The organism is Altibacter sp. (assembly GCF_019913785.1).
Classification (GTDB): domain Bacteria; phylum Bacteroidota; class Bacteroidia; order Flavobacteriales; family Flavobacteriaceae; genus Altibacter.
The window spans coordinates 16843-30418 of the sequence record NZ_JAIOHK010000011.1; the positions used below are offsets into that span (position 1 = coordinate 16843).

A 13576-nucleotide genomic window follows, 5' to 3' on the forward strand; every position below is an offset into this window, starting at 1 on the left:
ATCAGTTATCAAGTTCATCTTCCTCCTTCACACTCGATACAATCTTACTGGTTGTCTTGCGGTACCGCATGTTCAGGAATTCAATAAATAACGAAAACGCAATGGTAAAGTAGAGATATCCCTTTGGAATCGCTCCAATTTCATTTCCGAAAACCACTAAATGGGAGAGGTGGGCTCCTTCGGTAATTAGCATGAATCCAATTAGAATTAAGAAAGCGAGTCCGAGTAATTGCACCGTTGGATGCTCAGTAACAAATCTGCCTACTGGTGCGGCAAACAGCATCATGATTAGTATTGAAATAACAACAGCGATCACCATAATCACTAATGCATCTGTGGGATTAGGACTAATTCCGCTGGTCATCCCGACAGCTGTTAATATCGAATCGAATGAGAATACAATATTAATAAGGCATATTTGAATAATTGCCTTATTCAACGATGTCGTACGAGCTTTCTTCACTTGCCGTTCGTCATGCCCTTTGTCTTCGACTTTTTCATGAATCTCGCTGGTGCTTTTGTACAGGAGGAAAAGTCCACCTACAAATAAAATAACTCCCTGCCCGCTAATGCCGGCCTTTAACCACGACAGATTGATATGCCAAAAAGGTGCTTCCATAGCGACTAGCCAGGAGATACCGAAAAGTAGGATAATCCGAATGAGCATTGCTAGGAAAAGCCCAATATTTGTCGCTTTTTTTTGATGTTTTGGAGGCAGTTTACTTGCTGCCAAGGAGATAAATATAATGTTGTCGATTCCTAGAATGATCTCTAAGAAGGTAAGTGTTAAAAACGCTACAAGCCCGTCGGCAGTAAATAAAATATCAAACATGGTGTTCAGTCTAGTTTTTTATACTTCCTTTTATTTCTGAAATAATGTATGTTAGTCCTTTACCTTGAGGACAGTTCCTTTTTGTTTCTTCGTTTCTCCAACGATATTGTATTCAAAAACATAGGTATCGGCCTTGGTGGTCAGAATTTTCATATGGATCGCTTTTTCTTCGGAACGATTTTTAGGATGGCGTTTTTTTACAATATACTCACACGCATTGATCCATCGAATCGAGGAGGTGTCCGCCTTTCCTCGAAAGTAGTCAATTTCAAGAGAATCGCTGCGTTCAAACGTAGTGGTAAGGATTTCGGTGCCTACCATGGCCTCAAATGTAAAGGTCCCGGTTCTGAAATTTTCACAATTCCGCTCTGGCTGGTAGCAACTCAACATAAAAAAAAGGGTGCATAGCACGGAAACAATTCGCATGTAATTCATTTTTTGCGAATTTCCGAAAATTTCCTGAAAATCCTCAATTTTCATAGGTTTTAAAACGACCGTCCTTGTAAAAAATAACGATTCGTTCAATGTCTGAAGGATTAACTCCCTTCTCTTGAGGTGAAAGATTTTCCTTTTTTTTGAGGATTTCCGGTTTGGCTAGTTTTTCAGAGCCTTTAATAGTGGGAAGAGGGGATGTGGTATTTTCGGCCGGAAAAGTTCCTTTGCCGTTTAACAACCAATACAATTCTACCTCCGGAAATTTTTGCACCACCTTCATCACGAATTCCAAACTGGGTTTATTTCGACCCGAAATCAGATGTGAAATAGTAGAGCGATTAAAGTCAATTTCTTCCGAAAAAGCAGTGGCAGACAATCCGTAAAAATCTAGGATTTTTTGAAGTCGTTCTGCAAAATCTGCACTGTTTACCATTGTAACTTACCTTAAAACCATAAAACGTTTACAAATGTAAATTATTATATCAGAATGTACAATAAAAACATTCGATATCGGTAAAATATATTCAATATAAAGTTTATATAAGATATGTTAAAACATTGAAAAATAATTAAATAAGTCCTAATTTATATAATGAGTTAACATTATCGACCTGTACAGGGTTGCTCAGCGGTAAATTGTTTACAATAGTATACGAAAATAACATAAAAAGATGTTTACAAATGTAAACAACGCAATGTTTACCTTTGTAGACACATCAGAAAAACTATGAACATCTCCTCGTGGTATGCTTCTCATTTTGAGCCTCAACTCAGGGGTCGTTATGTTAGCTTGGAATCCATTTTCCCCCTCCTGGATGTATATCGTAATTTTTATGAAATTTCAATTTTAGGAGAATCAGAAAAACATCGGGACATTCCTTTAATCAAATTAGGTTTCGGCAAAAAGAAGGTATTGGCATGGTCGCAAATGCACGGAAATGAAACCACCACCACCAAGGCAATCTTCGATTTTTTAAAGTTTCTGAGTCAGAAAACCCATTTTCAAGACGAAATAAGGGTGTTTTTAGACCGGTATACACTTTTTATTATACCAATACTCAATCCGGACGGAGCCGAGCGCTATATACGTGAAAATGCGAATTCAATCGATTTAAACCGCGATGCCCAAAATCTTTCACAGAAAGAGAGTGTTGTTTTACGTACTGTTTTCGATTTGGTGCAACCCGAACTGTGTTTAAATCTGCACGATCAACGCACTATTTATGGGTTGGATTCCGGTTTACCGGCCACGGTCTCTTTTTTAGCGCCCGCGGCAGATGAACATTGTAGTGTGACTTTGGGGCGTAAAACTGCCATGGAGCATATTGTAAGAATGAACCAGCTGTTGCAGGAGTTCATTCCTGGGCAGGTAGGTAGGTATGACGATGCTTTTAATATTAACTGTGTGGGTGATACCTTTCAGAATGCCGAGGTCCCTACGATACTATTCGAAGCCGGGCATTTTCAGAAGGATTACCACCGCGAAAAAACAAGGGAATATATTTTCTACGCGTTCTTAAGTTTGTTTGAGATAATAAAACCCACTGAATCGGTTGTTACTTATAAGGACTATTTCCATATTCCTGAGAACAAGGTGAATTTTAAGGACATTATTCTTCGAAATGTTCGCATAAATCATAAAAGTGAACCTACTTCCATAGCAATTCAATACGTTGAAGTATTGGATTCAAATGAAATTCAGTTTGAAGGAATAGTTGATGCCATGGGTAATTTAGATGGATTTCGAGGTCATTATGAGAGGGATTGCAACGGAAATATAATTTTGATAAATTCTCAAAAAAACGTTGGCGTAGGTGAGAAAGTTGTAAAAATAATTGCAGAAAACAACGAATCGGTTGTTTATTTCCCTGTTAAATAGTTTTTTTCTGATAAAAACATATTATTTTTACAGCCTAAAATAACATTCCAACCATGGCAAAATTTAAATTGGATGCGACCGACCATCAAATACTGGATATGCTTATCGAGAATACCAGAACTCCTTTTACCGATATCGCGAAAAAGCTAGAGATATCTGCTGGTACGGTGCACGTTCGGGTAAAGAAAATGGAGGAGGCCGGAATTATTACAGGCTCATCACTAACCCTCGATTATAAAAAATTAGGCTATTCCTTTATCGCGTATGTGGGTGTTTTTCTGAATAAAACATCACAAACACAATTCGTGCTGGAACGCATCAATGAAATCCCTTATGTGACGGTGGCACATGTGACGACCGGTAAATTCAATATTTTCTGTAAGATTCGAGCCAGAGATACAAGTCATGCCAAAGAGATAATCTATCAAATCGATGATATTGAAGGCGTGACGCGTACCGAAACAATGATCTCATTAGAAGAAAGCATCAACGATAAGAAGCGATTGATGCATTCTGTTTTTAAGAACATTAAATAGTTGGTATGAAAATTTCGGAAGTAGCCCTCACCGAATACAACCCCTATTACAAACCGTATATTGATAGGGTAGGAGATACAAACTTGCTAGCTGCGCTTCAGGAAGGCTTACAGACCACGAAACAATTTTTTAGTGGAATCCCGGACCACAAGCTGGAATACCGGTATGCAGACGGCAAATGGACTCCCAAGGAGATCTTACTTCATCTAATAGACACCGAACGTGTTTTTTGTTATCGCGCCATGACCTTTGCTCGTTCGGAGGGGGCAGTATTGATCGGATTTGACGAAAATGAATTCACAAACAATTCCATGGCCAATACGCGAACCATTCAAAATATATTAGAAGAATACGATGCGGTGCGCAAGGCGACGATTGCTTTATTTTCGAGCTTTACGAAGCCTAGTTTGCTAAAAACAGGAGAGGCAAATAACAGTGTCATGTCTGTTCGAGCTTCGGGCTTCGTGATCTGCGGGCATGAAAAACACCATAAAGAGGTGATTCAAAAAAGATATCTAAACTAAAAAAGAGGCCTATCGCCTCTTTTTTTATTCTTCTTCGTCCAATTTCTTTTTATCCGGAATTTCAACGATTGGCTCAGTAAATTCGGCTTCTTCATAATCGTCTTCATCAAAGTTTGCCATGCTAATCTCTAATCGGGAGCTTACTTTCACCAAGTAAATGGCATCATCGGTGCGCACTTCCACAGCCTCTACGGTTTCATTTTTTGCATTCTTAAAGGTTATTACGTGATCATCGTCGTATCCGTCGGGATATTTTTCAACGAGGAGTGAGAGTATTTCCGGGGTGAGTTTTTTAAAATCGACTATTATTCGTTTCATAAGCTTGGAGGCTGTTGATGGTTTTCGATTTTAAAACTACTAAAAAATAGAAACCAACAAATTAATTTGCATTAATATTTTTTTAAATTTTCATAATACTCGAAAGCTTTGTAAAGCAAGTCGTTAGTTACTTCACAGTCAATTTTACAATTACCAATATCTTTCAGCAGTACAAAAAGGACCTTTCCGTTAGCATTTTTTTTGTCAAACTTCAGCAATGCGATTATGGCGTCAATCTCATTTTTAGCAAAGGAAATCTTCTCGAAATGCTTCAAAATTGTACGAGCTATTTGGTCTAATTTTTCCTTCGGAAAACCAATCATTTCAGAAGAAATATAGGTTGCTAAAATCATCCCAATGGCAATAGCTTCGCCATGTAATAGAGCTTTTTTTTCTGCTGAAGTCAAACAATGCGATTCAATAGCATGTCCCAATGTATGGCCATAATTGAGTGTTTTTCTATGGCCTTTTTCGAAGGGATCTTCAGCAACTACTTTTTGCTTTATTTCTACAGATTCCCAGATAAGTTTGGCCGCTTCGGTGGTTTTGGAAACATCAAAAAGGGCTACACGATTCCAGTAATCTTCTGAAGAAATTAAACCGTGTTTGAGCATTTCAGCAAAACCAGAAATAACTTCCTCCTCCGGAAGCGTTAGTAAGAAGTGTGTATCGATCAGTACCGAATACGGATCTTTAATCAGGCCAACCTGATTTTTTATATGTCCCAAGTCCACACCATTCTTACCACCCACGGAAGCATCTACCATGGCGAGTAGGGAAGTGGGTATGTTGATAAACTCGATACCGCGCTTGAATGTACAAGCCACAAAGCCGCCCAGGTCGGTAACAACACCGCCTCCTAAATTAATGAGCAGACTTTTCCTGTCGGCTCCCTTTTCGGAAAGTGCTGACCAAAGCTGAAGACAGGTAGTGATGTTTTTGTGGGATTCTCCTACGGGAATTTGAAGTACTTCCCATTGAATAGTTGGCTGAATCTTGCCTAAAAAATAGGGAAGGCAGAGTTTTTCCGTATTCGTATCGGTCAAAACAAAAATCGAAGACGGCTGCAGTGCTTGGAGGTTGGATTCGAATATGCTCCAAACGTCCTCATTGCAATAAACAGCTCCGCGATTTTCGGTATTCGTATTCATAGCGATGAAATGTAATTAGTTTTAAAAGAGAGATCAAAACTAACTATATTTGTACACATTATTCTCAATTTATGATATCAAAAGATCTTTTCAACAATACGGAGGTTGCTTTTAAGCTTAAAAGTGACTCTGAGCTAGAACGTGCCTATTTTTTGTTTAAGATGATTTCTAAAGAACCTTTGGTTCGCATAGGAACTGCTGCCACCAAGTTTGCACTTAATTTAAACCTACCTGTAGAAGGACTTATTCGTTCAACCGTTTTTGATCATTTTTGTGGAGGGGTCAATGAAAAAGATTGTTTAAATACGGTGGACCAGCTTGAAGCTGAACATGTGAATTCGGTCTTGGATTTTTCGGTGGAGGGCAAGGAAGACGAAGGTCAGTTCGACACGACCATGGAAATGGTGGTTTCGCTTACGCGTTTTGCTGAAAAGCGATCGGCTATGCCTTTTTCGGTATTTAAGCCTACCGGATTTGGACGGCTTAAGATTTGGCAGAAAATGAGCGAAGCCCAATCGCTAACTGATTCGGAAAAAAACGAGTGGAAACACCTAGTCGAGCGCTATGAAAAGGTGTGCAAAACTGCCTCCGATTGTGATATAGCTTTGTTGATAGATGCTGAAGAATCCTGGATGCAGGATGCCGCTGACAGCCTTTGCGAGCAGATGATGGAAAAGTACAACACCGAAAAACCGGTTGTTTTCAATACATTACAGTGCTATCGTTGGGATCGTTTAGATTATTTAAAGAAGGCACATATGCGTGCCAAGGCCAAGGGATATAAGTTAGGCTTCAAAATAGTACGCGGGGCGTATTTGGAGAAGGAGAACGAGCGGGCAGAAGACAAGGGATATCCTACACCTATTTGTAAAAACAAAGCCGCCACCGATGCTAATTTTGATGCCGTTACCAACTATATTCTTGAACACTTAGACGATATTTCCTTGTTTCTGGGAACCCATAATGAGGAAAGTACGTATTTGACCATGGAAACAATGGAGGAAAAAGGCTTGGATACAAATGATCCGCGGGTTTGGTTTGGACAATTATACGGTATGAGTGATCATATAAGTTTTAATTTGGCGCAGGCAGGATACAATGTAGCCAAGTATATTCCGTTTGGCCCGGTAAAAGACGTGATGCCCTACCTAATACGCCGCGCGGAAGAAAACACCTCGGTGGCGGGACAGACGAGTCGTGAATTAACCTTACTTAAAAAGGAGAAGGCGCGTAGGGGGTTATAATCCGTATGGAAAGAGAAGTCAACTAATGGGCTTCTGCTTAATGAACTCCCCAGTTTATATTTACAAAAACCCATAGTTGATTTTATTAGAATACCTAAAGTTGGATGCTTTTTGGCGAATGCGCAAGCGAGGATTTACGCAATTCTTGAATGAGAGGTCGTAATTCTTGAAATGCGAGACGACGGAAAGCGCTTAAGTAGCTTATAACCAAGTACTTAGTATTGCATTTTAGGCTTTTACAGGAAACACGACCGTCCCCTGATCGATTCCCTTCATTTTTTTAATAACTTTAAGTTGTCGTAATACCTTTCGTATGAGGCTCTTAATTATATCTGTAATTTTGTTTATGCTATCCGGCCATGTGGTTATCGGACAAGGTTTTACGGACCAACAATTGCGCGGCTTAGAAGACGAAGAGCTGCTAAGTCTTTTTAACGAGGTAGGGGCAGACTCGATCAGGCAGGAACGCATTGCCAGAGTCTATTTAGACCGAGGGAGAAAGCAAAAAGACACCATTAAAATGGCGCGTGGCTATGATCGCCTGGCACGTATTTTTCACCCTGAGAAAAATATCCGGTTTGCAGATAGTGTAATTGCCCTTACCAAGGATATGGACCATATTACTTATCCGGCATTGGGGTATATGATTAAAGGTTGTGAGTTTAACATACTCAATGATCTGGAATCTACATCAGAAAATTTCATACTACTATACGAAACTGCGAAGAAGAATAATAACCTAACTCATCAGGTGTTTGCCTTAGACAATTTAATTTATTTTAAATCAATTTGGGGCAATAAGAAGGATGCGTTAGATATGCAAAAACAGCGACATGATATAATTCTAAATCAAGATTTTTTGGAAAGTATTGTTTTGTCATCAAGAGAAGGAATTGATTATGATGATTTATATATTGGATATCAATTGGTGTCGTTGCAAAATTTTGCATTTTGTTATTTGAATCTCCAAGAATTGGATTTGGCTAAGCTAAATATTGATAAAGGAGTTGAACTGCTTAAAACGTATAATGGCGAGTTTAATAATCCTCGAAGTTTTTTTTCAAACTGGTTTTTGGAGGCATCAATGGAGATTGATTACTATAAAGGCGACTATGAATCTTCTATTAAGAAAAGCGATAGTTTGTTTAAAGAATTAAAAGGTGAGGAGAAGGTTTCAACATTAGTCAACATTAATTTCTTTAAAGGACTTTCATATAAAAAATTAAATAATTATTCAATGAGTATGCAATATTTAAAAATTGCGGATTCATTGGTAGAAAAAAATAATTACACAATACACCCATATCAACATGTATTATATGAAAATCTTTTAGATTACTATAAACAAAATAATAATATTGGGAAGCAATTAAAATACCTGAACAAACTAATACAAGTCGATAGTATTTTTATAAGAAACTATCAATATTTTGATCCAAATTTAATTAAGAATTTTGAAACACCTGGACTCCTGGCAGAAAAGGAAATTTTAATTTCTAACCTGACAAAAAAGAATCATAATACCAATTTGTTTGGATGGACTTCTGTCGTGCTTTTTATACTAAGCCTTTCGGGCTTGTTCTATTATTTTAAGCGGCAGCAATTGTTTAAAAAACGGTTTGAACTATTGATGGAGCAGGGGTCGAAGCCGGTGATGGTATTGGATAATGTTGAAAAGAAAAATGAGATATCCTCGGAGGTTATCAAGGAGATATTGGATCAATTGGATGTCTTTGAGCAAAGTGATGAGTATATCTCTCAAGACATCAACTTACACGAGTTGGCCAAGCTGTTTGGAACCAATTCAAGATATCTGTCGCGAATCATCAATCTTGAAAAGGAAAAGAACTTTTCGCAATATATCAACGAGCTCCGCCTTGATTACGCTTTAAAAGAATTGTCAGAAAATCCGGTGTTCAGGAAGTATACCATCAAGGCCATTGCCAACGAATGTGGTTTTAACAGGGCAGAGGTCTTTTCGAAGGCCTTTTATAAGAAATTTGGCATCTATCCTTCCTTTTATTTAAAGAAATTAGAAGCGCGAAAACAAAAAAGTTAGTCGGAATTCTTTATAATCGCCGATATAATTTTTGCTTTGGTTTCGCAATTTTCGGCGGTTATTTTTAGGTATTTTTCTTGCACTTCTCCTTCAATCACATAGCGTTTGCAGGAATCTAATTTTGTTTCACTTTCAGAGAACAGTACGTCTCCGTTGCGAAGGAGGACTGAAATTGCAGAAGTGTCCATATTATGTTGTGAGAGTGATTGTAATACATTTTCAGAAAAGATACGTTCCTTGATCCGAATGTTTTTGAGGGTACGTGCGTTTGGGGTATAATCACAAGAGGCTCTTTTTCCGCCCAAAAAAAAGAATAATAGAAAAAGACCAATTGTAAATCCTCCCAAATAGTAGGCAATACGGGTAATGAGTTTCATGTAGGTGTTTAAAAAATAAGCAGGTTAATGTCGCTGTATGACATATCAAACCAATCGGATACGGCTTTATTGGTTAAAATGCCGCGGTAAAAGTACAAACCATTCCGCAAACCATTGTCAAAACGAATGGCATTTTCCAATCCGCCACCCTCTGCTATATCCAATAAATAGGGTGTAAAAATATTACTAATTGAAATAGAGGCTGTTTTTGGGTATCTGGCCGGGATGTTTGGGACTCCATAGTGAATGACGTCGTACTTAATATGGGTTGGTTTATCATGCGAAGTCATTTCGGTAGTCTCAAAACAACCTCCCATATCAACACTCACATCGATGATCACGGCACCTCTCTTCATGTTTTCCACCATGGTCTTATGTACCACTATTGGAGAGCGGTTGGTCCCGCGTACGGCACCTATAGCAACATCGCATCGCCTGAGTGCCTTGATCAGGTTTTTAGGTTGAATGGTAGATGTGTATAAAGGTCGTCCTACATTGGTTTGTAAATTTCGCAGTTTGGTAATTGAACTATCAAACACCTTTACATTGGCGCCTAGGCCTAAAGCGGAACGAACCGCAAATTGTCCAACGGTTCCGGCACCTATCACCACCACTTCAATAGGGGGTACCCCGCTTATATTTCCAAAGAGGAGTCCATTTCCCTTTTCGGCATTCACCATCAATTCGGCTGCTATAAGGACCGATGCAGTACCCGCAATTTCGCTCAATGCCTTTACCACCGGGTAACTGTGATCTTCATCCTTGATAAATTCAAAGGCCAGAGCGGTGATCTTCTTTTTGGCCAAGGCCTGAAAATAGCTTTTTTGTTGGGTTTTAAGTTGTAAGGCCGATATAATGACGGTCTTGGGTTTCATGAGTTCGACTTCACCAATAGTGGGGGGTTCCACTTTTAGAATGATGGGGCATTCAAATACCTTTTTGGTGTCCTTTGTAATTTGCGCTCCCGCTTCGCTATAATCAGTATCTGCAAAACCGGCAGCAAGACCTGCACCACTTTCCAAAAGTACTCTATGCCCATGCGCCACGATAGCGCCAACGGCGTCGGGGGTAAGGCAAATCCGCTTTTCCTGAAAATAAGTCTCCTTTGGCAAGCCAATAAAGAGCTCTCCTTTTTGCCGGGTGATTTCAAGAGTTTCTTCTTGAGGAAGCAGTTGTGCTTTGGTAAAGGGGGACATCGACTTGGCCATGGAACGATTTTGGTTGGTACAGCCAAGTTACGTATTTAATTCGAAATTTTAAACCGTAAAGTTTACCGGAACAAATCTTTGATTTGCTGCAAGGTAGATTTTTTTTCCATTAAATCTTTTTCAAAAGATTTAAGATCATTTCCAGTTACTTTGTTAAAGAGTTTCGCGCGTACAAGATATACTGCGGGAACAATGATTAGCATTAGGGGAACTAAGTAATACAACTCTAATTCATCAAGATTGTTACTTTCGTTAATGACACCCCATATTTGGAAGGCATACATGGCAATAGGCACCAAAATAATCCAATGCCACCAATGCCGACAAGTAAAAAACCATAAAAGTAATAAATAAAGAGGTATTGCCTTGTTATTAAAATACCAGGCAAAAGATAACCAGTCAGGAAAACTGGTCTTCATGGTAAATAGAGATGTCTCCCAAACCTCTGTGGTAGGGAGACTCTTATATGAATAAAATAAAAATGGTGTAATTGCAATTAGTAATACAACTATCCCACCAACAACGAGTGCTTTCCTATCCGTTTTGTAATGGCTTGAGGGTTTTGTCGACTTGTTGTGGTGTTTGTCCATCTTCTACGCTTTCAGGAGTACAAGAAATAAATAATCCAGCCCCGAAAATTGCAACGATTAATAAGTACTTTGTTAATTTCATAATATTTGTCTTTTGTGAGGTTTATCATACAAACGTAACACGAAAAAAGACAAGTATTTCAACTAAGATCTCCGTATCTTTATTAGTTCGCCTTTTGGCAAATAAATACCTCTTAAAAGTACTGCAATTTGGGGCGCAAGCATTTAAAAGTTGACTTAGTTTTTATGAAATTTCGTTGCAATCTATTTCACTGGCATCATATTTAATGTTCGACTTCCGTTTTGGTTTTTCGTTAGTTTAATCGTTGTTTTTTCTGTTGGCAAAAAGCGTTCTGCCTTCTGCGGCCATTCAATGAAATTCCAGTGTCCGGCCGACATATAATCTTCAATTCCCAGATCCAAAATCTCCTCTTCATTGTTCACGCGATAAAAATCGAAGTGATACAACACATCGTCATTTGTTTTGTGTTCATTAACAATAGAGAAGGTGGGACTGTTTATTGTTTCCTTAACGCCCAAAAGCTTTGCGAGCTCTTTAATTAGCGTGGTTTTTCCAACTCCCATATCTCCATAAAACAAGAGGGTCTTATTCGTAATATCGGATAACACCTTACCGGCTACTTCCGGGAGCTCCTGCTTTGAATATGTTAACTGCATACTTATGAATTGCGAACAAATATAAACTAATTTACCGATTATTAACAAAAAATATCGATTATCTGCACCCATGTAAGAGAATACTTACAAATTATTTAGGCTCCAGTACCGCAAAGGGAATTATCATTTCTTCGAGTGATACACCGCCATGTTGATAGGTATTCCTGTAATAACCAACATAGTGGTTGTAATTATTAGGATAGGCAAAGAATAAATCGCCTTTGGCAAAAATATACGAACTACTCATATTGATAGTTGGTAAATGGATGGACTTAGGTGACTTTGCAGCCAATACATCCTTGTCGTCATAGGTTAAACTCTTGCCCGTTTTATAGCGCAGGTTTAGGCTGGTATTCTTGTCGCCAATTACCTTCGAAGGGTTTTTAACGTTGATGGTGCCATGGTCTGTCGTAATGATCAATTTAAAACCGAGTTGCGCCGCCTGTTGAATAATTTCCATCAATGGTGAATTCTTAAACCAACTCTGCGTCAAGGAACGATACGACTTGTCATTAGAGGCGAGTTCTTTAATCACTTCCATTTCGGTCTTGGCATGAGAGAGCATATCTACAAAGTTGTAGACGACCGCTATCAGGTTTTCGTCCTTATGACTCTTAAAACTTTCTACCAACCGTTTACCCTGCTTTATACTGGATATCTTATGGTAGCTCCAATTCAAATCTAGTCCCAAACGCTTTAGCTGGGCCTCTAAGAACTTATCCTCATACATATTCTTACCGCCATCTTCGGTGTCATTTAGCCAATACTCCGGATGCAACTTTTCCATCTCACTTGGCATAAGCCCCGAAAATATGGCATTTCGAGCGTATTGCGTAGCCGTGGGTAAAATACTATAAAACAATTCTTCATTTGTTTTTTTGTAAATACTGCTCAAAAAGGGTTCGAATGCCTTCCACTGGTCGTAGCGCAAATTGTCAATTACTACAAGTAGTGTTCGCTCGCTGTTTTTAAGCTGGGGTACCACTTTATCCCGAAATAAGTTATGGGACATGGTTGGTGCATCGGCGTTATTCTCAAACCAAGAGGGATAATTTTTATCTATAAATTTGCAAAATTGATTATTCGCTTCGGTCTTTTGAGATTCTAAAATTTCAAACATTCCGGAATCTTCTATCCCTTCCAACTCAAGTTCCCAATACACCAACTTCTGATACAATTCGGCCCAACCTTCATAGGTGTTGATCATGGACATGTCCATGGCAATCTTTCTGAATTCCTGCTGGTAATTGGAAGTTGTCTTTTCTGAAACCAAACGAGATAGGTCCAAATTCTTCTTCAGACTTAATAATATTTGATGCGGATTCACAGGTTTTATAAGATAGTCGGCAATTTTTGATCCAATGGCCTCTTCCATAATATATTCCTCTTCACTTTTGGTAATCATTACAACCGGAAGTGTGGCGCGATACTCTTTTATTTCGGCCAAGGTCTCGAGTCCTGTAAGTCCGGGCATATTCTCATCCAGGAATACGATATCGAAATTCTGATTCTTTATTTCTACAAGCGCTTCTGTACCACTTTGGGCGGTTGTTACTTTGTAGTTCTTATTTTCAAGGAAGATGATATGTGGTTTTAATAAATCAATTTCATCGTCTACCCAAAGTACTTTAATGTCGCTCATATATGTATATTTGTTTTATTGTTGCAATTATGCTGAAGGATTGTAAATTTTAGATTATCAAATTTAATTCCGAAGTGTCCCTTTTAAATAGAAGTCACTATTA

The 13576-nt window shown here is 38.6% G+C and carries 15 protein-coding genes; 5 read left to right on the plus strand and 10 right to left on the minus strand.

Going from position 1 to position 13576, the window contains the following annotated elements; translation table 11 throughout:
• Position 1 precedes the first annotated feature (1 nt).
• From K8F54_RS01370 to K8F54_RS01380, 3 genes are read right to left on the minus strand one after another with little or no spacing between them, the layout of a single operon-like run.
• Positions 2 to 832 (minus strand): TerC family protein, encoded by an 831-nt coding sequence (locus K8F54_RS01370; protein ID WP_290785988.1) that lies wholly within the window; start codon positions 830 to 832, stop codon positions 2 to 4.
• Between the two features lie 51 nt (positions 833 to 883).
• Positions 884 to 1267, minus strand: a complete 384-nt coding sequence (locus K8F54_RS01375) for a DNA topoisomerase IV (protein WP_290786252.1) — start codon at positions 1265 to 1267, stop codon at positions 884 to 886.
• 34 nt (positions 1268 to 1301) lie between these two features.
• Entirely contained in the window at positions 1302 to 1700 is a 399-nt protein-coding gene (locus K8F54_RS01380) for a helix-turn-helix transcriptional regulator (protein WP_290785990.1), read from the minus strand.
• Between the two features lie 294 nt (positions 1701 to 1994).
• Here K8F54_RS01380 and K8F54_RS01385 point away from each other — a divergent pair, with 294 nt between their 5' ends.
• Genes K8F54_RS01385 through K8F54_RS01395 form a run of 3 tightly spaced genes read left to right on the plus strand, consistent with a single transcriptional unit; the run spans position 1995 to position 4206 of the window.
• Positions 1995 to 3146 carry a M14 family zinc carboxypeptidase gene (locus K8F54_RS01385; protein ID WP_290785992.1) on the plus strand — a complete coding sequence of 384 codons (1152 nt, stop codon included), beginning with the start codon at positions 1995 to 1997 and terminating at the stop codon, positions 3144 to 3146.
• A 53-nt stretch (positions 3147 to 3199) separates the two neighbouring features.
• Positions 3200 to 3682: a winged helix-turn-helix transcriptional regulator gene (locus K8F54_RS01390; RefSeq protein ID WP_290785995.1), complete on the plus strand. Its 483-nt coding sequence runs from the start codon at positions 3200 to 3202 to the stop codon at positions 3680 to 3682.
• A gap of 5 nt (positions 3683 to 3687) precedes the next feature.
• A complete protein-coding gene (locus tag K8F54_RS01395) occupies positions 3688 to 4206 on the plus strand; it encodes a DinB family protein (protein WP_290785997.1) in 519 nt (172 codons plus the stop codon).
• Positions 4207 to 4230: 24 nt separating this feature from the next.
• Here the strand turns inward: K8F54_RS01395 and K8F54_RS01400 are convergent, their stop codons facing one another.
• Both K8F54_RS01400 and aroB read right to left on the minus strand, forming a co-directional pair.
• Positions 4231 to 4524 carry a hypothetical protein gene (locus tag K8F54_RS01400; RefSeq protein WP_290786000.1) on the minus strand — a complete coding sequence of 98 codons (294 nt, stop codon included), beginning with the start codon at positions 4522 to 4524 and terminating at the stop codon, positions 4231 to 4233.
• 71 nt (positions 4525 to 4595) lie between these two features.
• Positions 4596 to 5675, minus strand: coding sequence for a 3-dehydroquinate synthase (aroB, locus tag K8F54_RS01405; RefSeq protein WP_290786003.1), 1080 nt, complete (start codon positions 5673 to 5675; stop codon positions 4596 to 4598).
• 71 nt (positions 5676 to 5746) lie between these two features.
• Between aroB and K8F54_RS01410 the strand changes: the two genes are divergently transcribed.
• Together K8F54_RS01410 and K8F54_RS01415 are read left to right on the plus strand one after the other, a co-directional pair.
• Positions 5747 to 6919, plus strand: coding sequence for a proline dehydrogenase family protein (locus tag K8F54_RS01410; protein WP_290786005.1), 1173 nt, complete (start codon positions 5747 to 5749; stop codon positions 6917 to 6919).
• A gap of 313 nt (positions 6920 to 7232) precedes the next feature.
• Positions 7233 to 8978: a helix-turn-helix domain-containing protein gene (locus tag K8F54_RS01415; RefSeq protein ID WP_290786008.1), complete on the plus strand. Its 1746-nt coding sequence runs from the start codon at positions 7233 to 7235 to the stop codon at positions 8976 to 8978.
• Here the strand turns inward: K8F54_RS01415 and K8F54_RS01420 are convergent.
• The 5 genes from K8F54_RS01420 to K8F54_RS01440 all read right to left on the minus strand — a co-directional run bounded on the left by K8F54_RS01420 (position 8975) and on the right by K8F54_RS01440 (position 13473).
• Positions 8975 to 9355, minus strand: coding sequence for a hypothetical protein (locus K8F54_RS01420; protein WP_290786011.1), 381 nt, complete (start codon positions 9353 to 9355; stop codon positions 8975 to 8977). The genes K8F54_RS01415 and K8F54_RS01420 overlap by 4 nt on opposite strands.
• 8 nt (positions 9356 to 9363) lie before the next feature.
• Entirely contained in the window at positions 9364 to 10563 is a 1200-nt protein-coding gene (locus K8F54_RS01425) for an alanine dehydrogenase (protein WP_290786014.1), read from the minus strand.
• Positions 10564 to 10625: 62 nt separating this feature from the next.
• Positions 10626 to 11153, minus strand: coding sequence for a hypothetical protein (locus tag K8F54_RS01430; RefSeq protein WP_290786017.1), 528 nt, complete (start codon positions 11151 to 11153; stop codon positions 10626 to 10628).
• A gap of 264 nt (positions 11154 to 11417) precedes the next feature.
• Positions 11418 to 11831: a tRNA (adenosine(37)-N6)-threonylcarbamoyltransferase complex ATPase subunit type 1 TsaE gene (gene tsaE, locus K8F54_RS01435; protein ID WP_290786020.1), complete on the minus strand. Its 414-nt coding sequence runs from the start codon at positions 11829 to 11831 to the stop codon at positions 11418 to 11420.
• A gap of 91 nt (positions 11832 to 11922) precedes the next feature.
• Positions 11923 to 13473 (minus strand): bifunctional response regulator/alkaline phosphatase family protein, encoded by a 1551-nt coding sequence (locus K8F54_RS01440; RefSeq protein WP_290786023.1) that lies wholly within the window; start codon positions 13471 to 13473, stop codon positions 11923 to 11925.
• Between the last annotated feature and the right edge of the window lie 103 nt (positions 13474 to 13576).

What these genes read in the sequence shown, in the direction of transcription:
- K8F54_RS01415 (WP_290786008.1), top strand. Translation starts at nt 7,233, where the DNA reads ATGAGGCTCTTAATTATATCTGTAATTTTGTTTATGCTATCCGGCCAT.
- aroB (WP_290786003.1), bottom strand. Translation starts at nt 5,675, where the DNA reads ATGAATACGAATACCGAAAATCGCGGAGCTGTTTATTGCAATGAGGAC.
- K8F54_RS01375 (WP_290786252.1), bottom strand. Translation starts at nt 1,267, where the DNA reads ATGAATTACATGCGAATTGTTTCCGTGCTATGCACCCTTTTTTTTATG.
- K8F54_RS01430 (WP_290786017.1), bottom strand. Translation starts at nt 11,153, where the DNA reads ATGGACAAACACCACAACAAGTCGACAAAACCCTCAAGCCATTACAAA.
- K8F54_RS01380 (WP_290785990.1), bottom strand. Translation starts at nt 1,700, where the DNA reads ATGGTAAACAGTGCAGATTTTGCAGAACGACTTCAAAAAATCCTAGAT.
- K8F54_RS01385 (WP_290785992.1), top strand. Translation starts at nt 1,995, where the DNA reads ATGAACATCTCCTCGTGGTATGCTTCTCATTTTGAGCCTCAACTCAGG.
- K8F54_RS01400 (WP_290786000.1), bottom strand. Translation starts at nt 4,524, where the DNA reads ATGAAACGAATAATAGTCGATTTTAAAAAACTCACCCCGGAAATACTC.
- K8F54_RS01440 (WP_290786023.1), bottom strand. Translation starts at nt 13,473, where the DNA reads ATGAGCGACATTAAAGTACTTTGGGTAGACGATGAAATTGATTTATTA.
- K8F54_RS01395 (WP_290785997.1), top strand. Translation starts at nt 3,688, where the DNA reads ATGAAAATTTCGGAAGTAGCCCTCACCGAATACAACCCCTATTACAAA.
- tsaE (WP_290786020.1), bottom strand. Translation starts at nt 11,831, where the DNA reads ATGCAGTTAACATATTCAAAGCAGGAGCTCCCGGAAGTAGCCGGTAAG.
- K8F54_RS01420 (WP_290786011.1), bottom strand. Translation starts at nt 9,355, where the DNA reads ATGAAACTCATTACCCGTATTGCCTACTATTTGGGAGGATTTACAATT.
- K8F54_RS01390 (WP_290785995.1), top strand. Translation starts at nt 3,200, where the DNA reads ATGGCAAAATTTAAATTGGATGCGACCGACCATCAAATACTGGATATG.
- K8F54_RS01370 (WP_290785988.1), bottom strand. Translation starts at nt 832, where the DNA reads ATGTTTGATATTTTATTTACTGCCGACGGGCTTGTAGCGTTTTTAACA.
- K8F54_RS01410 (WP_290786005.1), top strand. Translation starts at nt 5,747, where the DNA reads ATGATATCAAAAGATCTTTTCAACAATACGGAGGTTGCTTTTAAGCTT.
- K8F54_RS01425 (WP_290786014.1), bottom strand. Translation starts at nt 10,563, where the DNA reads ATGGCCAAGTCGATGTCCCCCTTTACCAAAGCACAACTGCTTCCTCAA.